This window comes from Streptomyces sp. NPDC001714, from assembly GCF_042892755.1.
GTDB lineage: Bacteria > Actinomycetota > Actinomycetes > Streptomycetales > Streptomycetaceae > Streptomyces.
Genome location: NZ_JBIAUL010000008.1, coordinates 21,462 through 46,959, shown reverse-complemented (window position 1 = coordinate 46,959; position 25,498 = coordinate 21,462). Strand labels below are relative to the sequence as shown.

Below are 25,498 nucleotides of genomic sequence, written 5' to 3'. Positions count from 1 at the left end.
CCCCATCAGCGCATCAGCCCCTCAAGGCGCGGCTCAGCCGGGCGGCTGCGGCGCAGGCGAAGATGCACCCCTCGCCACAGGGCCCAGGCCAGACCGAGCACGAGCGGGACCTGGAGAACCTGCTGGACCACCGCGGGGCCGGGAGCGCCTCCCCGCTCGGCCGGGGCCAACCCCCGGGTGTCGACGGTCACCATGTAGGTGCCACCCACCACCCAGTGCCAGCCGACGAGGGTGCCCCCCTGGATCGGGGCCAACGGTGGGCCGTCGAGGACGGAGACGGTGTAGGTCTCGGTACTCCCACCGCTCATGCCGTCCTCGGCTACCTGGACCCCCAGGACCGTGACGTGTTCGGTGCGCCCGTGCTGGTGCAACTCCTGCTGGTCCAGCTCGGACCTCTGCAGGACCAAAGCCGCCAGCAGACACAGCACGCCCAGGACCCACCGCAGGCCCAAGCGGCAGACGCCAGGAAGCAAGCAGGCACCCAGGAGCACCAGCACGCCCAGGAGGTCCATCCACTCGGCCTGGCTGAAGAAGGAGGTACGCGCGATCAGGCGCACGATCGCCCACAACCCGCACGCGCCCCCGACGCTTGCCGCAGCGGGACCCAGCCGTCGGATGAACGCTCCTGCCGTGGGGAGCCGTGGGCCCGACGGGCTCCCTACGGCGTCCTCTTCGTCCGTGCCCATGCCCGTCTCCGTCCTCCACGCAACCCGCATGGTCCCCGGCAGCCACCGCACGAGGCTTCGACTCCACAAAGTAGAGATTGTTCAACGATCCTACAAGAGGTCATTCCTGCGGACGTAGGCATCCCTCTCCCCTGGAATCCCCAACTGGGCAGATGGGGGCAGGTTTTGTTCAACGAGGATTCGAGGCACTCAGCAGATCCGGTGACGGTCGAGGAGGGCGGATGGGCACAAGCGCACTCGGCTCGGGGGTTGCCGGACTGGAGAGGGACAGAGACCAGCTCGGTCGCGGCAGCACCGCTGAGCGGGTGGCCGGTGTGCTACGCCGACGAGTGACGGAGGGTGATATCCCGCCCGGAACACGGTTGTCCGAGGAAGTCGTGGGGGCGGCCCGGGGCGTGTCCCGCGACACCTTGCGTGAGGCCTTCCGACTGCTGACCCATGAGCGGCTGCTGGTACGCGAGTTGAACCGCGGCGTATTCGTACGCACCTTGGACGGCGACGACGTGGCACAGCTGTACCGGCTGCGCCGACTCGTGGAGGGCGCGGCCGTGCGGGAGGTGGCCGGCGCCCCCGACCGGGTGATCGAGGAGATCCGCCCATCCGTGGAGGAGGGCGAGCGGGCGGCAGCCGAGCAGCGCCGGCCCGATGTCGCCACCGCCGATCTGCATTTCCACCACGGCATCGTACGGCTGACCGAATCACCGCGACTGGCGGACTTCATGCTCCGCATCCACGCCGAACTGCGCCTGGCCTTCCATGCCATGGGCGACCTGCGGCGCTTCCACGCGCCCTGCCTCATCCGTGCTTGGAGACGAGGTACACCCTGCATCTCGAGGCAAGGGCGAGGCTCTCTCGACCCCGAGTTCTGGAAGTCTGCGGGGCACGAGGTGCTGCTCTGACAGTCTGATGCCGTGGATGATCTCGTCGGTATTCAGAAGCCGCTCCGCCGTCTGACGGAGGCCGCTGAAGCGGTTGCGGAGCTGGAGCGCGCTGTGCCGGGCCTTGCCGCACTCCGCTTCGCGGTACCACTGGACCTCGACTGGACAAGGCTGGAAGCGAACTCGGGTCTGGCCTTGCCCGCCGACTACAAGCTGCTCTGCGAGTTGTTTCCGGCGTTCGAACTCGGCAACTTCATGGCCTTCGGCGGGCCTGACCCCGGCCATGAGCATCTCTGGCTGAAGGGCGCACGCGAGGAGCTTGACATCATCGACGAGTGGCTCGGGTACGCCAACCTGACCGTCCCCCTGCACACGTATCCCGCGCCGGGCGGCCTGCTGCCGTGGTCGACGTCGAACGAGGGTGACATCTTCCTGTGGAGCACCGGTGGGGAAGGACCGGAGGAGTGGACGGTCACGGTTGCCTCACGCAACGGCGCCTGGTGGCACTACGAGGGCGGGGTGGCCCAGTTCATGGCGGACCTGGTCAGCGGCAGGCTGGAGCTGTGGGGGCTACCGTCGTTGAGCTGCGAGGTGAATGCCCGCTGAGGAGTCGGCGGACGCGGCAGGTCGCCGATGAGCGGCAATTCCGACGCAGCGGGGAAGTGCGTCGACGGCTTCAAGCTCCCGTGTACCGGCAAGTCGTACGAGGGGTATTGACGGACCTCGCCGACACCTTAAGATCACTGCTGCTCGAAGTACCGATCGCTGTACGAGATACCGAACAAGGTCGGTTGGCGGCTTCGACGGGCTGCCCTGTTCCGGCCGGTACGCAACGCAACGGTCTGTCACAAAGGAATGAGCCGCATGCCTGCAGAATCCGGAGTGCCGCGCAGAACTGTCCTCACCGTCCTGGGCGCCGCCTCCCTCGCCGGGACCTTCGCCGCCGGTCCCGCCGGGGCCGCCGAACTCACCGGCACAGCCCTGAGCGCCACTGCCGCGGACCTCCCCGCCGCAGCCGCCCACTGGACCTTCGACGAAGGCTCCGGCACCTCCGCCGCAGACTCCTCCGGCAACGGTCGCACCGCGGCGATCCAGGGCGCGGCCGGCTGGGACACCGGCAAGGTCGGCACCCACAGCCTGAGCCTCAAGGCGGGCGGCAACGCCACGGCGTCCGGGCCGGCCCTTGACACCTCCCAGGCGTTCTCGGTGGGCGCCTGGGTCAACCTCGCTCAACTCGGCGGCTATCAGACCGCCGTCAGCATCGACGGCAAGGTCGTCAGCGCCTTCTACCTGGGACTGCGCGACGACACCGGCACCTTCGCCTTCGCCCGGCTCGACTCGGACGCCACTCAGAGTGCCGCGGTGGCGGCCGCCGCTTCAGCGCCCACCACCGGCACCTGGACCCACCTGGTCGGCGTCAGCGACCCGACCGCCGGTGTCATTCGCCTCTACGTCAACGGCGTTCTGGAGGGGGAGACCGCCTACGCCGCGGGCTGGGCCGGCAGCGGCGACACCGCCATCGGCCGTGCGCTCTACGGCGGTGGGCAGGTCGACCAGTGGCACGGCCTGATCGACGACGTGTGGATGTTCCCGTCCGTCCTCACCTCCGACCAGATCGCGGCACTGGCCGGCGTCCCGGTGGAGACCACGACGCCGCTGCTGAGCGTGGACGTCGGCACCCCCGCGCATGCCGTGTCGCCGATCCTTCCGGGCCTGATGTTCGAGGACATCAACCACTCCGGCGAGGGCGGCATCTACGCGGAGCTGGTGCAGAACCGCTCGATGATGGCCGACGACACGTCGCCCGTCCACTGGTCCGCCGTCGGCGGAACGACCCTCGTCCTCGACACCGCCGCCCCGCTCAACGCCGCACTCGACCGCTCCCTCAAGGTGGTGCTGTCCAGCAGCACCGGCGCTGGAAACCGGGCCGGTGTCGCCAACGACGGCTTCTGGGGGATACCCGTGCGGCCCAGAACCACTTACACCGCCCGTCTGTTCGCCAAGGCGTCGCGACGCATCGGCCCGCTCACGGTGGCCATCGAGTCGGCGGACGGCACGACGGTGTACGCATCCGCCCACGTGCCCCACATCGGCACCGTCTTCCCAGGCCGCCCGTTCGAGTTGACCCTGCGCACCAGTTCGCGTACCCCCGTGGTCGGTGACGCACGGCTGACCGTCACCACGGCCGACCCTGAGGCGGCGGGCGAGACCCTGTGGCTCCAGCACGTGTCCCTCTTCCCGCCCACGTACAACAACCGGCCCAACGGCCTGCGTATCGACCTGATGGACAAACTGGTCGCTCTGAAGCCGAAGTTCCTGCGCTTCCCCGGCGGAAACTTCGTCGAAGGCAACACCGTTGCGACACGGTTCAACTGGAAGAACACCATCGGTCCGGTCTGGGAGCGCCCCGGCCACATGGACGACGCCTGGGGCTACTGGTCCACGGACGGCCTCGGACTCCTCGAATACCTGCAATGGGTCGAGGACATGCACGCCCAGCCGGTCCTCGCCGTCTACGCCGGCTACTCGCTCAAGGGCGAACACGTCACCGGCGACGCGCTGGGGCCGTTCGTCCAGGACGCACTCGACGAGATCGAGTACGTCACCGGTCCTGTCACCAGCGCCTGGGGCGCACGACGTGCCGCCGACGGACATCCGGAGCCGTTCCCGCTGGAGTTCGTGGAGATCGGCAACGAGGACTGGTTCGACTCCTCCGGGTCCTACAACGAGCGGTTCGCTGCCTTCTACGACGCGATCAAGGCGAAGTACCCGCATCTCAAGCTGATCGCCACGACGTCCGTGACGAGCCGCACCCCGGACCTGATCGACGAGCACTACTACCTCGCGCCGTCCGCTGCCCAGGCCTCCACCCACAAGTACGACAACCGGGACCGCAATTCGACCAAGGTATTCGTCGGAGAGTGGGCCGCGCAGGAGGGCCGCCCCACACCCGACCTCAACGCGGCACTCGGCGACGCCGCTTGGCTGGCCGGGCTGATCCGCAACTCGGACCAGGTCCTCATGGAGTGCTACGCGCCGCTCTTCTCCCACGTCGAGAACAACGTCTGGGCCACCAACCTGATCGCCTACGACAACCTGACCAGCTACGTGTCGCCCAGCTACTGGGCACAGCACATGCTGACGAGCAGGGTCGGCAACACGGTGCTGCCGGCCACCGCGCGGGCGCTGCCCGGTCTGGCCACCGTGGCCACCCGTTCCAGGAACCGCCTCTACCTGGCGGTCGTCAACTCCGGGACGGAGAAGGTGAACGTGCCGGTCGAGCTGAAGGGGCTGGTGAAGGGGGTCAAGAGGCGTGCCACCGCAACGGTCCTGACCGGCCCCTCGCGCGCCACGACCAACACGTTGGCGGACCCCGACACGGTGGTGCCCAGGACGAGCACCGTGACCGGCGCGGCAGCGTCCTTCACCAGCACCGTGCCGCCGCTCTCGGTCACCGTGCTGGAACTCGTCCTGACCTGATCGGTCACTGCCCGACACCCCTGCTTCTTGGCGCACGTCGGTTTCAGAAGCAGAGCTTGCCCTGCGCCACCACGGCCGTGTCGTCGACGGTCAACTCCCCCCTCGGACACCATTGCCCCCTGAGTCCCGTTTCACGGGCAGGGCAGACCGACACCCGCCTCCGGCTCCCGGCCGGGCGCGGGTGTTCTGCCGTATCGGCGGCCTTTGGCTTCCTCCTTCATGCGCTTGCGTGTGCTGCTGTGGTGCCCGGTCGCCTCGACCGCGTCCGGTGTGGATTCGGCGACACGGACGTCCATGCCGCCGCGAGCGGCGACTTCGGCGATGCCGGAAGCCCATGACGCCGCATCCGACTACGCCGGGACGGCTTGCGGGAATTCCATGGAGGTCCTCGCCGGTGAGCCGCTGCCAAGAGCGCCGACGGCGTCCCGGAGCCTTGAGGGAGGCGATCGACGTCACAGATCGAGGACGAGGCGAGGGTCGCGCGAGCGGGAGACGCAGATGAGCATGGTGTCGCCGGCAGCGCGTTCGTCCTCGGTCAGCAGTGAGTCGCGGTGGTCGGGCCTGCCGTCGAGTACGTCGGTCTCGCAGGTGCCGCAGGTGCCTTCCCGGCAGGAGAAGTCGACCGCGACACCGGCCTCCTCGACGGTTTCGAGCACCGAACGGCCCGGCTGAACGGTGAGGGTGAGTCCGGATCGGGCGAGCTCCAGCTCGAAGGCCTCCGTCGGGCCGGTTTCGGCCGTGCGCACCGGGACGAACCGTTCGACGCCCAGCGTGCCGGGCGGCCAGCCCGCGCACTGCTCCTGCACCGCCCGCAGCAGGGGTTCGGGACCGCAGGCGTGCACCAGGGTGCCTTCCTCGGGTACGCCGAGGTGGGCGGCGAGGTCCAGCAGGCCGTACTCGTCCTGCGGACGGATGAGCACGCGGTCCGGGTACGGGGCGAGGCGGTCCAGGAACGCCATGGAGGTCCGGGTGCGGCCGCCGTACAGCAGACGCCAGTCGGCGCCCGTGGCCTCGGCGGCCTCGACCATCGGAAGGATGGGCGTGATACCGACGCCGCCGGCGATGAACAGATGGCGTGCGGCGGGGCGCAGCGGGAAGTTGTTCCGCGGCCCGCGGACCCGCACGGTGGCGCCCTCGCGCAGATGGTCGTGGACGTACGCGGAGCCGCCGCGGCCCTGCGGCGCGCGCAGCACGGCGATCTGCCAGGCCTCTCGTTCGGCCGGGTGTCCGCACAGGGAGTACTGACGGACCAGATCGGCGCCGTCGCCGTTGGCGCCGGTCAGGAGTACGTCGATATGGGCGCCCGGTGTCCAGGCGGGGAGCGTCCCGCCGTCGGGGCGGCGCAGGGTGAGGGAGACGACGCCGTCGGCGGCGAGGATGCGGGTCGCCACGACGAGGGTCGTGTCGACCGTGGGCAGTTGGTCGTTCATGGTGGTTCGCCTCCGGGTTCAGGCCTGCGCCGGGACATGCAGCAGCAGCGCGTCGCCCTGGCCGCCGCCTCCGCACAGGGCCGCCGCTCCGCTGCCGCCTCCGCGCCGCCGCAACTCCGCCGCGAGGGTCAGCACCAGCCGGGCTCCGGTCATGCCGACGGGATGCCCGAGCGCGATCGCACCGCCGTTGACGTTCACCTTGTCCAGGGGGATGTCCAGCTCTCGTACGGAGGCCAGGGCGACTGCGGCGAACGCCTCGTTGATCTCGAACAGGTCCAGGTCGCCGGCCGTCAGCCGGCCGTCCCTGGACAGGGCGTCGCGGACGGCGCCGGCCGGCTGGACGAGCAGGGAGGGGTCGGGGCCCGCGACCGTGCCGTAGGCGCCGATCTCGGCGAGCGGGGTCAGGCCCTCCCGCCGGGCGCGCTCCGTGCTCATCACCACGACGGCCGCGGCGCCGTCGGAGAGCTGCGACGAGTTGCCCGCGGTGATGGTGCCCGCGCCCGAGAAGGCCGGTCCGAGGCGCCCCAGGCTCTCGGCGGTGCTTCCCGGCCGTACGCCCTCGTCGGTGTCCACCACCGTCTCGCCCCGGCGTCCGGCCACGGTGACGGGAGCGATCTCCTCGGACAGGGCACCCGACTCCTGGGCGCGGGCGGCCCGCTGATGGGACAGCGCGCTGTACTCGTCCTGTTCCTCCCGGGTCAGGGCGAACGGCTGCTGGTAGCGCTCGGTGGCCGCGCCCATGGAGACGCCGTCGAAGGCGCAGATCAGGGCATCGCGGTCGAGGGCGTCCTCCGCCGCGGCCGAGCCGTACTTCCAGCCGGTGCGGGCTCCGCGCAGCAGGTACGGGGCGCCCGACATCGACTCCATGCCACCGGCGACGACCACCTCGTGCCGGCCGGAGGCGATCATGAGGTCGGCCAGGGCGATGGCGTGCAGACCGGACGGGCAGAGCTTGTTGACGGTGCTCGCGGGGACGGAGAGGGGGACGTCGGCACTGACCGCGGCCTGCCGTGCCGAGTTGGGACCGGCCCCGGCCTGCACCACATGACCCATGACGACGGCTTGCACGTCCGCCGGGTCCAGGCGGACGGCGGCCAGGGCCGCGCCGATGGCGTGGGCGCCGAGGTCGACAGCGGACAGGGTGCTCAGGGCGCCCATCAGCCTGCCGATGGGCGTCCTGGCCCCGGCGACGATGACGGATCCGGGCATGACCGGGACCTCCTGGGGTGTGGGACGCGGTCAGGCGACCGGGCCGAGGGCACGCTCTGCGGTCATGTGGGCCGTCTCGTTCACCGAGTGCAGAACGATCCGGCCGCCGTGCATGCGCCGCACCCGGCTGACGGACGTGTAGCCGGGGTGGAACCAGAACATCGTGGGCAGGCCGAGCAGCGTCGCCAGGTAGGTGTTGGTGATGCCGCCGTGGCACACGGCCACGACCCGCCCGCCGGGATGGGCGTCGAGGATGGTGTCCATGGCCCGCAGGGCACGAGCGCGAAAGGCGTCCCAGTCCAGATCGGGCACGAAGTCCTCGTAGCGTCCTTCGGCGAGCGCCGCCGCCCGGGGATCGTCCGCGCCGATCTGCTCCGGTGGTGTGTAGGGCTGGGACACGTCCGTGTCCCACTCGCGCAGGTCGTCGACGACGGCAGCGGTCATGCCGGTGAGCCGTTCCAGGGGCGCCACCGTCTCGCGGGCCCGCCGCAGCGGGCTGACGTACAGGGCGTCGAGGTCCTCGGGTCCGAGCCAGGCGGCGAGGCGCTCGGCCTGAGCGGCGCCCTCCGGCGACAGCCCCGGGTCGAACACGCCCGCCTCGGGGAGGCCGTGCCGGACGAGGAGGAGTTCGGTCATGGAGATCCTTCGTACACAGGGGAGGGGGCGGGCCGGCTCAGCCGGCGATGGTCCGTTCCGAGCTCCAGTAGGGGCGGCGCATGGCGCGTTTGTCGAGCTTGCCCATCGCGTTGCGCGGGAGCTCGGGAACGAACTCGTAGGACTTCGGGCACTTGTAGGCGGCGAGGCGCTCGCGGCAGAACCGGTCCAGCTCGTCGGCCTGCGGCTCGTCCCCGGCCGCCACGACCAGCGCCCGCAGCGCCTCGCCGAAGTCCGGGTCGGGCACGCCGATCACCGCGACCTCGCCGACCGCAGGGTGCTGCAGCAGGACCGCCTCGCTCTCGGCCGGGTAGAGGTTCACGCCGCCGGAGACCACGACGTCCGCGGCCCGGTCCGTGATGAAGATGTAGCCGTCCGCGTCGACGTAGCCGATGTCGCCGAGTGTGAAGACACCCGGGGAGAGATAGGCGGCCTCGGTCTTGGCCGGATCCGCGTGGTAGCGGACGCCTTGGCCGTCGGGCGCCCGGAAGGCGAGCAACCCGCGTTCGCCGGGCGGCAGCCGCCGGCCGTCGTCATCGGTGACCAGGACCTCGAACGGAGGCCGGACGCGCCCGACCGAGCCCGGGTGGGCCAGCCACTCGTCGCTGCTGATGCGGGCCACGGTTCCGGCTTCGCTCGCGCCGTACGACTCGGTCAGCACCGGGCCGAACCACTCGATCATGGCTCGCTTCACGTCCGGCGGACACGCGGAGCCGGTGTGGGACACCTGCCGCAGGCTGGAGACGTCGTACCGGGCGCGGACCTCGTCCGGGAGGGCGAGCAGGCGTTGGAAGTGGGTGGGCACCATGACCGTCGAGGAGACCCGCCACTTCTGCACCCGGCTGAGGAACGTCTCCGCGTCGTATCTGCCGAGGACGACCACCGGCTGACCGGCCGCCAGGTGCCGCAGCGAGGTGAGCGGCGCGTTGTGCTGCAGGGGGCCGCACACCAGGTGCGGTCCCGGCGGGAATCCGGGCCGGGCGGACATCGAGGCGAGGTAGGCGGAGCTGTCGGTGACCGGGCCGCTCACCCAGCGCACCTCGGTGCCGCGCGCCCGTCCGGTGGTTCCCGAGGTGTAGACGAGCGGAGGACGGGCGGGCCGGTCGGTCCGGAGGGGGGTCCCGGCGGGCGCGGAGGCCAGCCACCGGTCCCAGTCGAAGGCGTGCCCGGTCTCCGGGGCCGCGTGCGTCACGACCGGCAGACCCAGTTCCCGGGCCGCGTCGAGGGCGGCACCCGCGCCGACGGGTCCGGCGATGATCCCCGTCACGCCCGCGTCGATGATCTGGTCGACGAGCTCGCCCGACGTGAGGTTCCGGGACGTGGCCACGGTCCCCACACCGGCTCGCAGGCCTGCCAGATGGGCCACCAGCGTGGGGATCGCGTTGTCGCCGAGGACGGCGATGCGGTCGTCGGGACCGGGCGCGAGCTCCAGCAGCCGGGCCGCCGCCCGCGTCACCTGGTCGGCGAGAGCGGACCAGGACAGCACGCCCAAGTCGTCCGCCAGGGCGGGCTCGTCAGGTGTCTCCTGGGCGCGACGGTCGAGTGGCAGCAGCGACATGGCTCCTCCGGCGGCTCCTCGGACCTCTCCCGATTCGCGGGGAGAGGAGATGCTGAGACTGTAGCGTTTATCAAGAAAGTGCGGAACACTCTGATCCCAGACGAAGGTGTTCCCGCATGTTTCAGCGGGCAGGGAGGCACTCACCCCTGTTCCCGTTACTCAATCTGTCATCTGGTAAGTGTTCGAGGAGGAGCCATGTCCCAGCCCGATCCGGACGCATGGCGCACGCAGGTCCGGCAGTGGCTGGCCACCGTGCTCGAACCGGTGGGGGCGCCGGAGTCCGCCGGTGAGGCCCCCGACCTCGCCGTGTTCCACAACCTCCCCCAGGACGAGGAACGCCTGCTGCTGGAGCGCTGCCGCGTCTACCAGCGGGCCCGCTTCGACGCCGGCTACCAGGCGCTGACCCTCCCCGCCGACAAGGGCGGCGCCGGTCTGACCGCCGCCCACGCGGCCGTCTTCGCCCAGGAGGAGTCCGCCTTCGAGGTGCCGCCCTCCACCGAACTGATCAGCGTCACCGTGCGCCTGGTCGCGATGGCCGTCGCCCTGTTCGGAACGGCGGAGCAGCGTAGCGAGCACGCACGCGCGTTCCTGCGCACCGATCTGCTGGCCTGCCAGCTCTTCAGCGAGCCCGGTGCCGGATCGGACCTCGCGGCCCTGCGCACCCGTGCCCGGCGAGAGGGCGAAGACTGGGTGATAGACGGTCAGAAGGTGTGGACCTCGGGCGCCCAGTTCGCCGACTACGGTCTGCTGCTCGCCCGCACCGACCCGGACGTCGTCAAGCAGGCCGGCATCACCGCCTTCCTGGTACCGATGGACGCGACCGGAGTGGAGGTGCGCCCCATCCGCCAGATGAGCGGCGGTGTCTCCTTCAACGAGGTCTTCCTCAGCGGCGTACGCGTCCCGGACCGGCTCCGGATCGGGCGGCCGGGCCAGGGCTGGGAGGTCGCCACCACCACCCTCGCCCTCGAGCGCACCGCCTCCGGCGGCGGCAACCGCCGCAAGGGCGGCACCTTCGCGGACGTCCTCGCGCTCGCCCGCTCCCTCGGCCGTACCGAGGACCCGCTGGTCCGCCAGCGCCTCGCCGACCTGTACGTACGCGCCGCCCTGCGCGCGGCGACCGTCGACCGCGTCGCGAGGACGAGCGCCGCCGGCGGCCGGCCGGGTCCCGAGGCGTCGTTGACCAAACTCATGGCCTCCGAACTGCTCACCCGCACGGGACAGGTCGCCGCCGAGCTGTTGGGAGCGCGGATCAGCGCCGACACCGGAGAACCGGGCACCTTCGCCTGGACTCAGCATGTCCTCGGCGCCCCGGGCTACCGGCTGGCCGGAGGCACCGACCAGATCCAGCGCAACCTGATCGGCGAACGGGTGCTGAAGCTGCCGCCGGAGCCGCGGGCGGACCGGATGCCGTTCTCACAGCTTCCCGGCAACTGAGCGACCGGGACCGTCTCTGCCCATCACACAGACCACACCGCACAGACCACATCGCACAAACCACGTCACACAGACCACATCACACAGGCCGTCACACAGGGCTGTCGCAGCGGGCAATCACGAAGGAGTGACATCGATGGATCTGGGACTGACAGGCGCGAACGCGCTGGTGACCGGTGCCAGCCGGGGCATCGGCCGGGCGATCGCCGCGACCCTGGCGGCCGAGGGCTGCGCACTGGCCCTGTGCGCCCGGGGCGAGGAAGGGGTGGCCAAGGCGGCCGCCGAACTGCGTGCCGAGGGGGCCACGGTGTTCGCGGAACCCGTCGACGTCACCGACCCGGCCGCCCTCGCGGGCTTCGTGGAGCGTGCGGCCGGTGAACTCGGCGGCCTGGACCTGCTGGTGTCCAACGTGTCGGCGGGCAACGTGAAGGGCCCCGAGTCGTGGGAAGCCAGTCTGCGCGGCGACCTGATCCCGTTCGCGGGACTCGTCGAGGCGGCCCTTCCGCACCTGGAGGCCTCGGACCGGGCCGCCGTCGTGGCCATCGGCACCACCAACGCCTCCGACACGGCGCGCCCGGCCGGAGCGAACTCGTACTCCGCGCTCAAGGCGGCCGTCGTCCAGCACGCCTCGGCCCTCGCGCACGCCCTCGCGCCGAAGGGCATCCGCGTCAACACCGTGTCGCCCGGCCCGATCGACTTCCCCGGCGGCGCCTGGGAGACCATCCGCACCAGCCGCCCGGAGGTGTACGAGGAGGTGCTCGCCAAGCTGCCCGTCGGCCGCTACGGCACCGCGGAGGACGTGGCCGCGGCGGTCGCGTTCCTGCTTGGCCGGACCGGCTCCTTCTGCGTCGGGGTCAACCTCGTGGTGGACGGCGGGCTGCTCACCCGCGTCCAGTACTGAGCCGTGGCGGGCCCGGCCGGCCGCCTGGACGCCGTACTGGTCTGCGGCGGCCGCTGGCACGACTTCGACCACGCGCGGCTGCGGCTGCTGGAACTGCTCGGCGAGCATCCGCGGGTGCGCACCACGGTGTACCAGGACTACGACTGCGTGGCCGCCCTCGACAAGGCCGACCTTCTGGTCACCTACACCTGCGACGTCCGGCCCCGCCCGGCGCAGCGGGCCGCACTGGCACGGTTCGTCGAGCGGGGCGGGCGCTGGCTCGCCCTGCACGGCACCAACGCGGTGATCGAGCCGTCGACGAGTGGTGGGCCGCGGGTGTTCACGACACCACGGCTCCTCGGGGAACTGGCGCAGGTACTCGGCAGTCAGTTCCTCGCCCACCCGCCGATCGAGCCGTACGAGGTGCGGGTGACCCGGCCCGGCCATCCGCTGGTCGCCGGGATCACGCCGTTCACGGTCACCGACGAGCTGTACGTGTGCGAGGTGCACGGGGAGCCCGAGGTGCTGCTGCACGCCGAGTACACGGGGCCGTGCCGTGGTTTCGCCGAGGGCGACACCGCGGCCTCCGACACCGCGCCCCGGCCTGTGCTGTACCTCAAGAGGCACGGCCTCGGCGAGGTCTGCTACTTCACCCTCGGCCACTGCCGGGGCCGCTACGACATGCAGGACCTGGGCGTGGCCGACACCGGGCGCGTGGACGTGGGGCCGTGGGAGACGCCGGAGTTCCTGACCGTGCTCCGGCGCTGCGTCGAGCGGGTGGTGGGGGTGCGCAACCCGGCGGAGGAGAGGACCGGCGCCTGAGCGAGGAGCTCCGGGCGCCGGCCCTTCGCGGTTCGCGGCTCAGGCGTGCGGCAGTACGACCGCGCGGCCGTTGATCTCCCCGGCGTGCAGACGCTCGTACGCCTCGGGTGTCTGCTCCAGGGTGAAGGTCTCGACGTGGGAGGACACGACACCCTGCCGTGCGAGTGCGAGGACCTCCATGAGCTCCGTCCGGCTGCCCCAGTAGGGGAAGGAGGCCGACACCTCGAAAGGCAGCCCGCCCCCGAAGCCGACGGCCAGCGTGCCCCCGCCGAGGCCGACGATCGTGACATCACCCGCCACCGCCACCGACGCGGAAGCGACCGCCGAAGTGGCCTCCGCTCCGACGAAGTCCAGGACGACCTCCGCTCCCGTACCGCCGGTGAGTTCGCGGATTCTCGCGGCCGCCTCGCCGTCGGAGAGCAGCGTCTCGTGTGCGCCCACCTTGGCTGCCAGCTCCAGCTTCTCCGTGCTTCGGTCGAGGGCGACCACCCGGGCCGGGGTGAGCGCCCGCAGCAGCTGCAGCGCCAGATGTCCCAGACCGCCGACGCCGATCACCACCGCCGTGCTCCCGGGCAGCAGCTTCGGCAGCGACCTGCGGATCGCGTGGTACGGCGTCAGCCCGGCGTCCGTGAGGGGCGCGGCCTGCACCGGGTCGACCCCGTTCAGCGGAATCAGGTGGCGGGGCGAGTCGATGAGCATGTACTCCGCCAGGGCGCCGGGCCGGCCGAGCCCCGGCGGGACGATGCCGAGTCCGGCGGCGTGCGGACAGCAGTTCTCCTTGCCCGCGGCGCACTGGTGGCAGCGGCCGCAGCCCCACGGGCCGTACACCGCCACCGCCTCGCCCTCCGCCACGGCGGTGACACCGGTGCCCACCGCCGCCACCGTCCCGACACCCTCATGACCGAGTGTCATCGGCAGGGCGTAGGGGAACTGCTCCTCGGGCCAGCCCATCACGGCCAGATCGGAGTGGCAGAGCCCTGCCGCCGTCACCTTCAACAGCACCTGCCCCGGGCCTGGTTCGGGCACCGGAACCTCCACGACCTCGGGGGCGTGACCCACCCGCAGGTATTGAACAGCCTTCACCCCCGGACCTCCTTGGTGGTAGCCGAATCCGTACGGGTCACCGTCCGGCGGCGCAGAACGGTGGGCAGGGCGATCCGGCCACCCGTGAGGACCAGCGCCACGATGAGCACCGAGCCGGTGAACAGGCTCGCGGCCCACTGGGCGCTGGTGGCGAGCCCGAGCCCCGTGATGCCCGTGCCGAGCAGGAGGACCGCGAGGACCGTGCCCCAGGCGTTGAAGCGGCCGGCGCGCAACTGGGTCGCCCCGACGAACGCGGCGGCGTAGGCGGACAGCAGGTACGGGGTGCCCGCGGTGGGCGATCCGGATCCGACCGAGGACGCGAAGACGACCCCGGCGAAACCGGCGAGCAGGGCGGACGCCAGCAGGGTCAGAAAGCGCAGCCGGTCGGTGCGCACCCCCTGCAGCCGGGCCGCGTCGGCGTTGAAACCGGTCGCGTACAACCGGCGCCCGGTGGCGGTGTGTTCCAGCACGAACCAGATGGCGAGGGCGGCGAGCAGCAGATACAGCACGGGCAGGGTGATGCCGCCCGCGTCCAGCTGGGCGATGTTCGCGAACGGCGTGGCGAGCAGCTGTACACCGGTGATCGAGCTGTCGTTGGTGACCATGGTGATCAGCGACTGGATCAGCGCGCCGGTGGCCAGGGTGGCGATGAACGAGTCGACCCGCAGGACCACCACCACGATGCCGTTGACCACTCCGATCAGCAGCGCGGCGGTCATCGCCAGGGCGATGGCCGCGGCGGGCCCGAGTCCGGCGGAGACCATGAAGTGGGCGGTCAGCACGCTGGTGAGCGACATGGTGTAGGCGATCGAGAGGTCGAAGACACGTGCGGCCAGCGGCGGTACGACGCTGAGTGCGACCAGGCCTGCCACGGCGTTGCCGTTCAGCACCTGCTTGACCGTGACGGTGGTCGGGAACGTGTCCGGCGCCCACACGGAGAAGAGCACGACGATGACCAGCCACACGTACACGGCGCCGATGTTCCGGAACGACAGGGCGGCCGCCGCCCGTCGGATCGGTGTACCCGGTGCGGACACCGCCGGTCTCTCCGGTGCGGGCGGCGGGAGCTCGGCCGCCCGGGTCGGGATGGACGTCATGTCGCTCGGTTCCTTCCAGTGCTCATGTCACTCGGTTCCTTCCATGGCGTGCACGAGCGCGGACTCGGTGATGTCCCGTCCGCTGATCTCCCGTGCGATCCGGCCGTCCCGCACCACCAGGACGCGGGTGCACAGCGTGAGCAGGTCCTGCGTGTCGGAGGAGGACACGATGACGCCCGTGCCGTCCTCGGCCTGACGCGCTATCAGGTCGTAGAGCTGCAGGCGGGTGGCGATGTCCACGCCCGCCGTGGGTTCGCACAGGGTCAGCACCGGCGGGCGTTGGGCCAGACAGCGGGCCATGACGACCTTCTGCTGGTTGCCACCGCTCAGTGTGGTGATCCTGGCGCCGGCCGGCCGGCGGTCGGCCGTACGCACGTCGACCCGCCGGATCCAGTCGTCCGCAAGGGCGGACTCGCGGCGTCGGCGCAGCCGCCCGGACCGGGCGCGCAGCCGGTCCAGGAGCGGCAGGGTGAGGTTCTCGCCGACCGAGAAATCGCCGATCACTCCCTCGCCCGCCCGGTCCGCCGGGACCAGGGGAAGGCCCAGACGGCCGGCGTCACGCGCCTCGGTCCACCGCTCGGAGCGTTCCGGCAGCCGCAGTCTGCCGCTCACCCGCCCGGCATGGGCCCCGCACACCGCATACGGCACGATCTCGTGACCGGAGCCGACCAGACCGGTGATGCCCAGGCGCTCGCCCCCGGCCAGGTCGAAGCCGATTCCCCGCAGTGGCCCGGCCCGCAGGTCGCGGACCTCCAGCACGGGGTCGGCGAGGCCGGAAGGCGGCGCGGGACGGTGGCCGGTCTCCAGCTCCTCGCCCGCCATCAGCTCCGCCAGCGAACGGGGAGTGAGCTCGGCGACCGGGCGCGTGGCGATCCGGCGTCCGCCGCGGATCACGGTGACCCGGTCGGCGAGGGCGAAGATCTCGTCCATCCGGTGCGAGACGTACAGCACGCCGGCACCGGCGTCGCGGATCTCCCGCACGATGTCGAAGAGGCGGGCCACCTCGCCGGGTGGCAGCACGGCGGTGGGCTCGTCGAGCACCAGCACACCGCGGTGGCCCTCCCAGCCTTGCAGCGCGGCGGCGATGGCCACCACCGTGCGCTGGACGGGGGTCGCCGTCGCCAGCGGCCGGCGCACATCGATGCCGAGGCCGAACCGTTCGACGAGTGCGCTCGTCCGCCGCTCCATTTCCGGCCAGCGGATGTTGCCCAAGGCCGTACGGGCGAAGCCGTGACTCAGCGCGAGGTTGTCGATGGCGCTCAACTCGCCCACAAGGCCCAGCTCCTGGTGGACGAAGCGGAGCCGGTCATGGCGGGAAGCCGCGACCTGACCGAGGTCGAAGGGCTCACCGTCGAGTTCGGCCACCGCACCCGGCTCCGCGTGGTGGTAGCCGGCGAGGATCTTGATCAGGGTGGACTTGCCGGAGCCGTTGGGCCCGATCAGGGCGTGGATCTCGCCGGGCGAGACCTCAAGATCGACGTCCTCGAGTGCCCGGGTGCCGCCGAATCTCTTCGACAGGGCGGCCACCCGGAGCACCGGCCCGGTCAACTCAGTCCCCACAGCGCCTTGAACTGCGCCTGGTAGTCCTCGACGAGCGGGAAGTCACCCAGCGCCTTCGGGATGTTGTCCTTGGTGATCAGCATGTTGGGCAGCACCGCCTTCTGGTCCACGTCCATGGACTGGCCGGTGAAGTGGCGGGCCAGCGCGTCGACCTGGAGCCACGCGGCCTCGTGCGAGTTCAGTGCCATCGCGGCGTCGCTGAGTCCGCTCTTGATGTACTGGTAGTTCTGCCCGTCACCGACGTTGACGGCGATGTGCTTGCCGGTGATGCCGGCGGTCTTCAAGGCGGCCGGGACGCCCACGTTGAGCAGGCCCAGTGAGAAGACGACGTGGGTCACCTTCGGGTGCGAGCGGAGGTACGACACCACCCGGTCCGGCATGTCCTTGCCGATCGAGGTGATCGGCACGTCGACGGTGTCCAGCCCGCAGCCCTCGCACCACTCCCTGTACTTGGCCGCGAACGTGTCCTTGACGGGCTTGAGGATGGTGTAGGCGGGCAGGTCGAAGTAGACGGTGTCGGCCTGGGCGTCGCTGTCGGACACCGCCCAGGCTGCGAGCATCTCGCCCTGGACGGCGACGTCGTGGGGCCCGTTCTTGAGCAGGGAGATGCCGTCGCCCACCACGTCGTCGGCGTTCGACTGGATGACCGGGACACCCGCCGCCTTCAGCTGCGCGAGCTGCTTGGCGTACACCGCGCGCGGGAATCCGGAGGAGACGACGGCGTCCGGCTTGTCGCGCAGCGCCTGTTCGTAGGCGGCCTGGACGGACTCCGGCGTGCCCTGCGTGGCGATCTGCCGGACCTGCCAGCCGAGCTGTTTGGCACCCGCGGTGAAGAAGTCGGCCAGGTCCTGGCAGGACTGCACCCCGCACAGAATGAAGTCGATCTTCTTGCCCGAGGGGATCTTCTTGCCGACCGGTTCGGTGACCGGGATCCGGTCCGGGTGCTCGGAGTACTTCTCCACGGCCTTGCGGGCGGCGGTCAGACCGGGGGAGTCCGAAGCCGCCGCCTTGGCGGAACCGGCGGCCGGGGTCGTGCCGGTGCCGCACGCCGCCAGGGCGAGCAGGCCGGTGACGGGGACGATCGCGGTGAGGGCGCGGCGGACCGCGCGACGGGGTCTGGAACTCATCGTTGAGCACTCCCGTGGTGTGTCGCCCCGGGGCGGGACCGCCGCAGGGCAGGGGCCGGGCCGGACAGACGCCGTCCGGAAGGGGAAGCTGTCGAGAAACTTATGACGCACTACAGCCTCAAGTGGGTCGGAGTGTGACATGCCTTGGCGGGCTTGGGGAGAGGGTCGCCGCAAAAAATAAGGTGTGGGGCTCGTTCGCCGACGCGAGTGTTGCTCCCGGCCGTAGCCGGTAACTACACTCACTCTAAAGTTTCTGCCGGAGGAGAGATGATGGACGAAACGTCGGAGCCGGCCACTGCGCGGTGCCCCGGGCCCAGCGTCCAGGACTACCTCGACCAGGACAGCCGTCCCGTTCCCCCCGCCCTGAGGTACGAGCGCAACGACCACCTGGGCAGTGAGGACATCGACACCGGCCGCTTCACCTCCCGTGAGTGGGCCGAACGCGAGATGCGGCAGGTCTGGCGGCGCGTCTGGCAGTTCGCCTGCCTGGAGAGCGAGATTCCCGAGATCGGCGACCACGAGGTCTACGAGATCGGCGACGACTCCCTCATCGTCGTGCGCACGGCCCCCGACGAGATCCGTGCCTTCGTCAACGTCTGCCTGCACCGCGGACGCAAACTGCGCACCGGCGGCGGCAACGTCAGCGAGTTCCGCTGTTCGTTCCACGGCTTCGCCTGGAACCTGGACGGCAGCATGCGGACCCCGCCGTGCGCCTGGGACTTCCCCCACGTCACCCCGGAGAAGTTCGCGCTTCCCGAGGCTCAGGTGGCCACCTGGCGCGGCTTCGTCTTCGTCAACATGGACCCGTACGCCGAGTCCTTCGACAGCTACCGCGGCACCTTCGACGACTACTACATCTGGCCGCTGGAGAACCGCTACAAGTCGCTGCACATCGCCAAGGTGCTGCCCTGCAACTGGAAGGTCGCGCAGGACGCGTTCATCGAGTCCTTCCACGTGATCGCCACCCACCCGCAGATGCTGCCGTGGCTCGCCGACGCCAACTCGCAGTACGACGTCATGGCGGACCAGCCGAACTGGAACCGGATGATCAACATCCAGGGCGCTCCCAGCCCGCATGTGGCGGACTCCGTCACGGAGGAGGACGTCCTGGAGACCTTCTACGACTCGCGCGCGTTCTACGCCGCCGCCCAGGGCCGTGACCTGGTGAGGCAGGAGGGCGACGAACTGCCGGCGATCCCGCCCGGCGGCACCGCCCGCCAGGTCCTCGCCGAGCGGATGCGCGCCCAACTGGCGGCCACCTCGCAGCAGGACTTCTCGCAGACCCCGGACACCGAACTGCTGGATGCCATCAACTACTTGCTGTTCCCCAACTTCAACCCCTGGGGCGGCGCCAAGTCGAACATCATCTACCGGTTCCGGCCCAACGGCCTCGACCCCGACTCCTGCACCGCCGAGATCATCTTCATGTCGTCCCCGAAGCAGCCCGGCGAGACGCCGCCTCCGGCGAAGATCCGCTGGGTGCCGCAGGACATGCTGTTCGCCGACATTCCCGAACTGGGTGTGCTCGGACCCGTCTTCGACCAGGACTGCGAGAACCTGCCCTACGTCCAGCAGGGTCTGAAGGCGATGCGTAAACCGGGCATCACCCTGGCCAACTACCAGGAGAGCCGCATCCGCCACTTCAACCGGACGCTCGACCAGTGGATGGAGAAGTGACCCACCGGGTCGCCGTCAGACCCCTGGGCGTCGAACTCGAAGTCCTCGACGGCGAGGACCTGTTCACCGCCGCCCGGCGACTCGGCTACCGCTGGCCCACCGTCTGCGGGGGCAAGGGCACCTGCCGTACCTGCTTCGTCCAGGTGGAGGAGGGCGCCGAGAACTGTTCCCCGGTGGGCCCGCTGGAACGCGAGGGCATCGAGGCCCTGCGCAGGCCGGTGGACGGCCTGACCCGGCTCGCCTGCCGGCTTCGGGTCGAGGGCCCGGTGACCGTGACCAAGCGCGGCGTGCGCCGCCGAGTGCAGGAGTGAGGCCCCATGGCCAGACAAGTGATCCACCCCCTTACCGGGCACGTGTACCGGCTCACCGAGGACGGACTGGTCGAGGTGACCGATCCCTCGACGGGGGCGCAGGGCGTCTTCGACTTCCAGGCCCGGTGGCAGTCGGGCGAACTGCGCCACGCCGACCTCCAGATGGCCGGCTGGGTGGGTCGCCTCGCCCAGCGACGTACGTCCCCGCAGCCGGAGGCGTGACCCGGTGACGCCCCGTACCACCCGGGTGGTCTGCCTGGTGCGCCGGCCCGACGGCGAACCGATCCCGGCCGACTTCACCCTCGAGGAACGCCCGTTGCCGCCCCTGGGGGAGGGGCAGTTGCTCGTGCGCAACCTCTACATGAGCGTCGACCCGTCCATGCGCGGGCGCCTGGAGAGCACCGAGAAGCACTACACGCACAACTTCACCCCGGGCGCGCCGCTCGACGGCCGTGCCCTCGGGGTCGTGGAGGAGAGCCGCTGTGCCTCCGTACCCCCGGGCACGTACGTACGCCATCAGCTCGGCTGGCGGGAGCGGGCCGTGCTGGACGCGGCGGGCACCGACGGCGCGGGGCGTATCGATCCCCGGCTCGCGCCGCTGCCCACCTGGTTGGGCCTGCTCGGCCAGACCGGGTTCACCGCGTACGTGGGCCTGACCCGGATCGCGGCGCTGAGCCCGGAGGACACCGTGTTCGTGTCGGCGGCCGCCGGGGCCGTCGGTACCGCCGCCGGCCAGTTCGCGCGCCTGCTGGGCGCGGGACGCGTCATCGGTACCGCCGGAGGGCCGGACAAGTGCGCCCTGCTGGTGAAGGAGTTCGGCTACGACGCCGCCGCGGACTACCGCGCCGAGCCGGTGCGCGACGCGCTGGCCCGCCTGGCCCCCGAAGGCATCGACGTGTACTTCGACAACGTCGGCGGTGAGCAGCTCGCGGCCGCGTTGCACGCGCTGCGCACCGGAGGCCGGGTCGCCCTGTGCGGCATGATGTCGCAGTTCGGCGACGACCGGCGGTCCACCGACATCAACCAGCTGATCCAGGCGGTCCTCAAGCGGCTGACGCTGCGCGGCTACATCGTCCGTGACCACGACGACCTGCGGCCGGAGTTCGAGCAGCGGGTCGCCCGCTGGCTCGCCGAGGGCCGGATCACCGCGCGCGAGACGGTCGTGGACGGCCTGGAGAACGCCGCGGGGGCGCTGCTGTCCCTGCTCGGCGGCGGCAACGTCGGCAAGATGCTGGTGCGGCTCGGAGAGTCAGCGCATGGCTCGTGACGAGGCCACGGTGTGGGCCTGCAAGCAGACCCCGACGCGCGTCAGCCCGGCCGCCGCCGCCCGGAAGTCCTTGATGTGCGCGGTGGCGAAGTGCTCGTCGAGGGCTTCCTGGGAGACCCACCGCTCGTACACCCGGATCCGCCGTTCACTGTCCGGGTCCGCGGTCATCGCGTAGTCCAGGCAGCCCGGCTCCTGCGCACGGGTCCGGTGTCCCAGGACGACCAGATGCTCCAGCATCCTGTCGCGGTCGCCGGGCTCGTAGTCCATCCAGCCGGCGACGATGATTTCCGCTGCGCTCTTGTCTGCCATGGCGTGTTCCTTTCGTGGTCATGGCCGTGGGCCCGCCGCTCCGTCAGGGGGAGCGGCGGGCCCACGCGTTCTCAGACGCCGGGCGCGGCCGGCACGCTGTCCACGGTGACGGTGCCCCGGTCGCCGTCGACCGTGATCACCATGCCGTCCCGCAGCCGTCGGGTGCCGCTCTCGACGGAGATCACGGCCGGGATGCCCAGCTCACGGCAGACCACCACGGCGTGGCTGTTGAGCGCGCCCACGTCCACGACGGCCGCTCCGGCGACCAGGAACAGCGGGGTCCAGGCCGCGTCCGTGATCGGCGCGACCAGCACCTCGCCGGGCTCCAGCGCCTCGCACGAGGCCGGGTCGGTGACCACCCGCACCCTGCCGGTGTACGTGCCGTGGCTGCCGCCCACACCACCGAGCACATCGCCCCCGACGGCCGCCGGGGTCCGCTCCTCGGCGCGTCGGGGCCAGGAGTCGATCTCGGTGTGCGCGTCGTCGGCGACGAAGAACGGCGGCTGAAGGTCGTGCAGGCCCGCGTACTCCTCCAGCCGCCGCGCGATCACGGGGCCGAAGGACTCCGGGTCGGCGACATAGTCGTCGAGTTCGGCGTCCAGCAGCATCATCACGTCCTCGGGCCGGGCGAAGAGTCCCGCTTCGACACCGCGGCGACCGAGTTCCCGTACGGCCATGCGGATCTCGTTGACGACGGTGACGCAGTTCGCCTTGGTGCGCTCGCGGGCCGGTATCCACACCTGGGAGGCGTGCACACCGGCGTCGAACATGGCCCGCGTCTCCTCGGGCAGCGCGGCCCGGATCTCCTGCGCCGTCCGCTCACGCCCCTCGGTCAGCCGCCTGCGGCGGGCGGCCGGGGAGTCGTCGTCGGGACTGCGCCGGATCCGGTCGACCAGGGCCAGCGCCTGGACGGGTGCCGCCTCCCAGGACAGCGCGTGGATGTCCCACTCGTTGGGGCCGCGGTCGCCGGACTCCGCCAGGAACTCCTCGAAGGAGTCACGGAACGCCTTCACGTCCCCGGTCGCGGTGTCGAGCGCCTGCTCCACCGCGGCCGGCCCCCGGTCGAACAGCGCGCTCAGCTCGGCCGAGGCCGCCACCTGGCGGGACAGCGTCCACAGCCCCGTCGAGGGGGAGGCGGAGTCGACGTCGCCGAGACCGCCGATCAGGTCGAGCATGGCCTCGGGGCGGTTCACGCTCGCGCACAGCGGGCCGAGGATCGCGGGTCCGACGGACGCGGGCAGCGAGGACTCGACGTGCCGCTGGAAGGTCGTCTCCACCTCGTCCAGCAACGACCGTGCGTGCGCCACCAGTTCTGCGTCGGACAACTGCGTCAGACCGGGCCGCGAGCGGCGCAGGGCGCGCAGCCGCTCCCGGTCGGCATCGGCCTCGGGGAACGTGGCCTGGCCCAGCATCCGCTGGAGCGTCGCGCCCGCCTTGCCGGTCAGCTCCTCGTCCTGGTCGTCCGGGTGGGCGACGTACACCGGCGTGTCGGATCGCTGACCGACGAAGGCCGCGTCGATCTGGTCCGCCGTCTGCCCCATCCGGATGCCGAACAGCCGCATGTGGGACAGGTTGAGGTAGAAGTGGCCGCCGAACATGCCGACGAACGGCGGCCGGGAGCCGGCCACCTCCTCCTCGCGGTAGATGCCGAACCCGACGAAGCCGTGCCGCCAGCCCACGAGGCCGCGCCCCCAGACCAGGGTCCAGCCCAGCGGGCTGGCCGGGTCCGGCAGGGTCTCGCCGGCGTTGGCCCGGGTGTAGTGCGGCAGCCGCTCACTGCGCTGCCAGTCCGTGATCCAGCTCTTCATGACCGAGGTCTCCTGCTTTCCGTACCCGTGCCTGCCCCTGCCCATCTCTCGCCTACCACTGCGCCGTTCCGCCGTCGACGCTGATCAGCGCGCCGGTGATGCCCGCCCCGGCCTCGCTCGCCAGCAGCGAGGCGACGGCCGCGATCTGCTCCACGGTGGTGATCTTCTTCGTGGCGGCGTGCTCGGCGAAGCGGCCCAGCCAGTCCTCGTAGGTGATGCCCTCGGCTTCGGCGGCGGCCGGCCCGGCGGCACGCATCAGGTCGGTGTCGACGGCTCCGGGACAGATGGCGTTGCAGGTGACGCCCTGGGTGCCGTACTCGAAGGCGGTCGCTTTGGTCAGGCCGTGGATGGCGTGCTTGTTGGCGATGTAGTGGCTGATCGCGGGCTTGTTGGCCTGCTTGCCCTCCACGGACGAGATGTTGATGATCCGGCCCCAGCCGCCCGCGAGCATCTTCGGCAGGGCGCGGCGGGTGCCGTAGAAGTAGGCGTTGAGGTTGAAGGCCAGGGCGTGGTTCCAGGCATCGTCGCTGAGCTGGTGGATCGGTGCGAAGCCCTGGGAGCCGCCGGCGTTGTTGACCCAGATGTCGAGCCGCCCGAACTGCTCGGCGGCGAAGTCGGCGAGGCTCTCGATGTCCTCCTGCTTGCCGGCGTCGCAGGCGTGGAAGAGGGCCCGGTCCCCGGCGCCCATCTCCTCCAGTGCTTGCTTGCCCTTGATCTCCGACCGGCCGCTGACGACGACCGTGGCGCCGTCGGCCAGGAACTGTTCGGCGATGGCGCGGCCGATGCTGCGCGTGCTGCCCGTGATCACCGCGACACGTCCGTCGAGGCTGCCCGTAGCCACCATCTTGTTCTCCTGCGAGGGTTGTTGGTTCGTCACCTGGCGGCTCTTCGGTCCAGGTGCTCGTGAACGGTGCGGTGGAAGTGCTGGAGCCCGGGCTCGTTGCGTCCGAAGACGAAGTCGGTCCCGTCGAGGGCCTTCAGACCCTGCTGGACTCCGTAGGTGGTCGCGTAGTCCTCGTCACGGACCACCTCGTGGAACCACTCGCCGAACCGGTCGGCGGCGCGGCGCTCCTCCTCGGTGACCGCCGGTTCGCGCAGCAGGATGATCTGCTGGGTCACCGACTCGGTCGCCGTGCGGGGGAGTACCAGGGAGACGGCGATCTTCTGGCGCCAGCCGCCGGCGATCGCGAGGCCCGGGAAGAGCCAGTAGATGGGGCCGACGCAGTCCCCGGGGTCGCGCTGGTCCGGCGGCAGGTCGACCGCCTGCGCGATGGGGCGCAGGGCCGGTGCGATGCGCTGATGGGGGCCCCAGGTGTCGTGGGCCATCATGTTCGAGAGGTTCGTCTCGAACACCGTCTTCGGGTGCAGCGAGGCGAAGTGGTACGTCTCCAGATACCCGTCGAGGGTGACCTTCCAGTTGGGACTGGTCAGCTCGCCGGTGGAGTAGTGGTGGCACTCGGCCAGCCGGAGGCCCTCCAACAGAGGCCGCAGATCGCCCAGCCAGCTGTCCAGGTCGGGCTCGGCCGCCGGGTCCAGCGAGACGAACACGATCCCCGCGCGCTCCCCGGCCGGGAGCCGGACCAGGCTGCGGCCCTCGCGCGCGACCTCACCGAAGGTCTTCTCGGCGTACACGCCCCGCAGCTCCCCGGCCAGGTCGTAGGACCAGGAGTGGTAAGGACAGGTGAGCCGCTTCGACACCCCGCAACCGGGTTCGAGGAGCTTCGCCCCCCGGTGCCGGCAGGCGTTGATCATCGCGTGCACGGTGCCCTGCCGGTCCCGGGTGATGAGCACGGGGATGCCGAGCACGTCGATCGCCTTGTAGGTGTTCGGCCCGGGCAACTCGCAGGACATGGCGAGCGGCAGCGGGACGCTCCGGTGGACGGCGTCCGTCTCGCGCTGCCAGCGGTCGGCGTCGAGGTAGTGGGCGACGGGTTCCGTCCACTGGCCGTCGGCCTCGTGCGTGGTGTTGTCGCGGTAGTGCGTCACCACCCGCTCGACGAGTTCGGCCGCCTCCCGCCGCATCGTCTCGGACGCGGCGTCGGTGGACCGGTCCTGACTGATCCACGACGAGTATTCGGGGGCGGAGGGGGCGGCGGGGCGGGCCGAGGTCGGCGAACTGATCTGGACCACGATGTCCTCACAATCCTCCCAGCCGCGAGCCGGTGACCGGCTTCGGAACGCGACAGCTGGGTTGTGTCCGAAACTGCAACAGGACTTAGTGTGCTCTG

The 25,498-nt window shown here is 70.9% G+C and carries 23 protein-coding genes; 10 read left to right on the top strand and 13 right to left on the bottom strand.

What is annotated here, in order from left to right; translation table 11 throughout:
• Nucleotides 1–5 precede the first annotated feature (5 nt).
• Nucleotides 6–686 carry a hypothetical protein gene (locus tag ACFY0P_RS22020; protein ID WP_388915553.1) on the bottom strand — a complete coding sequence of 227 codons (681 nt, stop codon included), beginning with the start codon at nucleotides 684–686 and terminating at the stop codon, nucleotides 6–8.
• A gap of 221 nt (nucleotides 687–907) precedes the next feature.
• Here ACFY0P_RS22020 and ACFY0P_RS22015 point away from each other — a divergent pair, with 221 nt between their 5' ends.
• The 3 genes from ACFY0P_RS22015 to ACFY0P_RS22005 all read left to right on the top strand — a co-directional run bounded on the left by ACFY0P_RS22015 (nucleotide 908) and on the right by ACFY0P_RS22005 (nucleotide 5,044).
• Nucleotides 908–1,585 (top strand): GntR family transcriptional regulator, encoded by a 678-nt coding sequence (locus ACFY0P_RS22015; RefSeq protein ID WP_388915549.1) that lies wholly within the window; start codon nucleotides 908–910, stop codon nucleotides 1,583–1,585.
• A gap of 12 nt (nucleotides 1,586–1,597) precedes the next feature.
• Nucleotides 1,598–2,170 carry an SMI1/KNR4 family protein gene (locus ACFY0P_RS22010; RefSeq protein ID WP_388915546.1) on the top strand — a complete coding sequence of 191 codons (573 nt, stop codon included), beginning with the start codon at nucleotides 1,598–1,600 and terminating at the stop codon, nucleotides 2,168–2,170.
• Between the two features lie 258 nt (nucleotides 2,171–2,428).
• On the top strand, nucleotides 2,429–5,044 hold the full coding sequence (locus ACFY0P_RS22005; RefSeq protein ID WP_388915543.1) for a LamG-like jellyroll fold domain-containing protein: 2,616 nt from the start codon (nucleotides 2,429–2,431) through the stop codon (nucleotides 5,042–5,044).
• A 452-nt stretch (nucleotides 5,045–5,496) separates the two neighbouring features.
• Here ACFY0P_RS22005 and ACFY0P_RS22000 read toward each other — a convergent pair whose 3' ends face one another.
• The 4 genes from ACFY0P_RS22000 to ACFY0P_RS21985 are packed head-to-tail and all read right to left on the bottom strand — an operon-like array spanning nucleotide 5,497 to nucleotide 9,895.
• A complete protein-coding gene (locus tag ACFY0P_RS22000) occupies nucleotides 5,497–6,474 on the bottom strand; it encodes a PDR/VanB family oxidoreductase (protein WP_388915541.1) in 978 nt (325 codons plus the stop codon).
• Between the two features lie 18 nt (nucleotides 6,475–6,492).
• Nucleotides 6,493–7,683 carry an acetyl-CoA C-acyltransferase gene (locus ACFY0P_RS21995; RefSeq protein WP_388915538.1) on the bottom strand — a complete coding sequence of 397 codons (1,191 nt, stop codon included), beginning with the start codon at nucleotides 7,681–7,683 and terminating at the stop codon, nucleotides 6,493–6,495.
• A gap of 30 nt (nucleotides 7,684–7,713) precedes the next feature.
• Complete coding sequence (locus ACFY0P_RS21990) at nucleotides 7,714–8,319, bottom strand: histidine phosphatase family protein (protein ID WP_388915536.1); 606 nt, start codon at nucleotides 8,317–8,319, stop codon at nucleotides 7,714–7,716.
• A gap of 37 nt (nucleotides 8,320–8,356) precedes the next feature.
• A complete protein-coding gene (locus tag ACFY0P_RS21985; RefSeq protein ID WP_388915532.1) occupies nucleotides 8,357–9,895 on the bottom strand; it encodes an AMP-binding protein in 1,539 nt (512 codons plus the stop codon).
• A 195-nt stretch (nucleotides 9,896–10,090) separates the two neighbouring features.
• On the opposite strand from ACFY0P_RS21985, the gene ACFY0P_RS21980 reads away from it, so the two are divergent.
• From ACFY0P_RS21980 to ACFY0P_RS21970, 3 genes are all read left to right on the top strand, one after another.
• On the top strand, nucleotides 10,091–11,329 hold the full coding sequence (locus tag ACFY0P_RS21980) for an acyl-CoA dehydrogenase family protein (RefSeq protein ID WP_388915529.1): 1,239 nt from the start codon (nucleotides 10,091–10,093) through the stop codon (nucleotides 11,327–11,329).
• Nucleotides 11,330–11,465: 136 nt separating this feature from the next.
• Nucleotides 11,466–12,230, top strand: coding sequence for an SDR family NAD(P)-dependent oxidoreductase (locus ACFY0P_RS21975; RefSeq protein ID WP_388915526.1), 765 nt, complete (start codon nucleotides 11,466–11,468; stop codon nucleotides 12,228–12,230).
• 3 nt (nucleotides 12,231–12,233) lie between these two features.
• Nucleotides 12,234–13,031, top strand: coding sequence for a ThuA domain-containing protein (locus ACFY0P_RS21970; protein ID WP_388915522.1), 798 nt, complete (start codon nucleotides 12,234–12,236; stop codon nucleotides 13,029–13,031).
• Nucleotides 13,032–13,070: 39 nt separating this feature from the next.
• Here the strand turns inward: ACFY0P_RS21970 and ACFY0P_RS21965 are convergent, their stop codons facing one another.
• Genes ACFY0P_RS21965 through ACFY0P_RS21950 form a run of 4 tightly spaced genes read right to left on the bottom strand, consistent with a single transcriptional unit; the run spans nucleotide 13,071 to nucleotide 17,898 of the window.
• Nucleotides 13,071–14,114 (bottom strand): NAD(P)-dependent alcohol dehydrogenase, encoded by a 1,044-nt coding sequence (locus ACFY0P_RS21965; RefSeq protein WP_388915519.1) that lies wholly within the window; start codon nucleotides 14,112–14,114, stop codon nucleotides 13,071–13,073.
• Nucleotides 14,111–15,211, bottom strand: coding sequence for an ABC transporter permease (locus ACFY0P_RS21960; protein WP_388915516.1), 1,101 nt, complete (start codon nucleotides 15,209–15,211; stop codon nucleotides 14,111–14,113). Before ACFY0P_RS21960 ends, ACFY0P_RS21965 begins: the two co-directional genes overlap by 4 nt.
• A 27-nt stretch (nucleotides 15,212–15,238) precedes the next feature.
• Nucleotides 15,239–16,771, bottom strand: a complete 1,533-nt coding sequence (locus tag ACFY0P_RS21955) for a sugar ABC transporter ATP-binding protein (RefSeq protein ID WP_388915514.1) — start codon at nucleotides 16,769–16,771, stop codon at nucleotides 15,239–15,241.
• Nucleotides 16,756–17,898 (bottom strand): substrate-binding domain-containing protein, encoded by a 1,143-nt coding sequence (locus ACFY0P_RS21950; RefSeq protein ID WP_388915511.1) that lies wholly within the window; start codon nucleotides 17,896–17,898, stop codon nucleotides 16,756–16,758. The genes ACFY0P_RS21955 and ACFY0P_RS21950 overlap by 16 nt, the downstream gene beginning before the upstream one ends.
• A gap of 267 nt (nucleotides 17,899–18,165) precedes the next feature.
• On the opposite strand from ACFY0P_RS21950, the gene ACFY0P_RS21945 reads away from it, so the two are divergent.
• From ACFY0P_RS21945 to ACFY0P_RS21930, 4 genes are read left to right on the top strand one after another with little or no spacing between them, the layout of a single operon-like run.
• Nucleotides 18,166–19,575: an SRPBCC family protein gene (locus ACFY0P_RS21945; RefSeq protein ID WP_388915508.1), complete on the top strand. Its 1,410-nt coding sequence runs from the start codon at nucleotides 18,166–18,168 to the stop codon at nucleotides 19,573–19,575.
• On the top strand, nucleotides 19,560–19,886 hold the full coding sequence (locus ACFY0P_RS21940; protein ID WP_388915505.1) for a 2Fe-2S iron-sulfur cluster-binding protein: 327 nt from the start codon (nucleotides 19,560–19,562) through the stop codon (nucleotides 19,884–19,886). The genes ACFY0P_RS21945 and ACFY0P_RS21940 overlap by 16 nt, the downstream gene beginning before the upstream one ends.
• Before the next feature lie 6 nt (nucleotides 19,887–19,892).
• Nucleotides 19,893–20,108 (top strand): transposase, encoded by a 216-nt coding sequence (locus ACFY0P_RS21935; protein ID WP_388915502.1) that lies wholly within the window; start codon nucleotides 19,893–19,895, stop codon nucleotides 20,106–20,108.
• Between the two features lie 4 nt (nucleotides 20,109–20,112).
• Nucleotides 20,113–21,153, top strand: coding sequence for an NADP-dependent oxidoreductase (locus tag ACFY0P_RS21930; protein WP_388915499.1), 1,041 nt, complete (start codon nucleotides 20,113–20,115; stop codon nucleotides 21,151–21,153).
• On the opposite strand, the gene ACFY0P_RS21925 is transcribed toward ACFY0P_RS21930, so the two are convergent.
• The 4 genes from ACFY0P_RS21925 to ACFY0P_RS21910 all read right to left on the bottom strand — a co-directional run bounded on the left by ACFY0P_RS21925 (nucleotide 21,136) and on the right by ACFY0P_RS21910 (nucleotide 25,400).
• The gene (locus tag ACFY0P_RS21925) at nucleotides 21,136–21,462 is read right to left on the bottom strand and encodes a putative quinol monooxygenase (protein ID WP_388915496.1); all 327 of its coding nucleotides are present in this window, start codon (nucleotides 21,460–21,462) and stop codon (nucleotides 21,136–21,138) included. The two genes, ACFY0P_RS21930 and ACFY0P_RS21925, sit on opposite strands and share 18 nt — an antisense overlap.
• Before the next feature lie 71 nt (nucleotides 21,463–21,533).
• Nucleotides 21,534–23,270 carry a PEP-utilizing enzyme gene (locus ACFY0P_RS21920; RefSeq protein ID WP_388915493.1) on the bottom strand — a complete coding sequence of 579 codons (1,737 nt, stop codon included), beginning with the start codon at nucleotides 23,268–23,270 and terminating at the stop codon, nucleotides 21,534–21,536.
• Nucleotides 23,271–23,322: 52 nt separating this feature from the next.
• The gene (locus ACFY0P_RS21915; protein ID WP_388915490.1) at nucleotides 23,323–24,147 is read right to left on the bottom strand and encodes an SDR family NAD(P)-dependent oxidoreductase; all 825 of its coding nucleotides are present in this window, start codon (nucleotides 24,145–24,147) and stop codon (nucleotides 23,323–23,325) included.
• A complete protein-coding gene (locus ACFY0P_RS21910; protein WP_388915487.1) occupies nucleotides 24,144–25,400 on the bottom strand; it encodes an aromatic ring-hydroxylating dioxygenase subunit alpha in 1,257 nt (418 codons plus the stop codon). The genes ACFY0P_RS21915 and ACFY0P_RS21910 overlap by 4 nt, the downstream gene beginning before the upstream one ends.
• Nucleotides 25,401–25,498 lie beyond the last annotated feature (98 nt).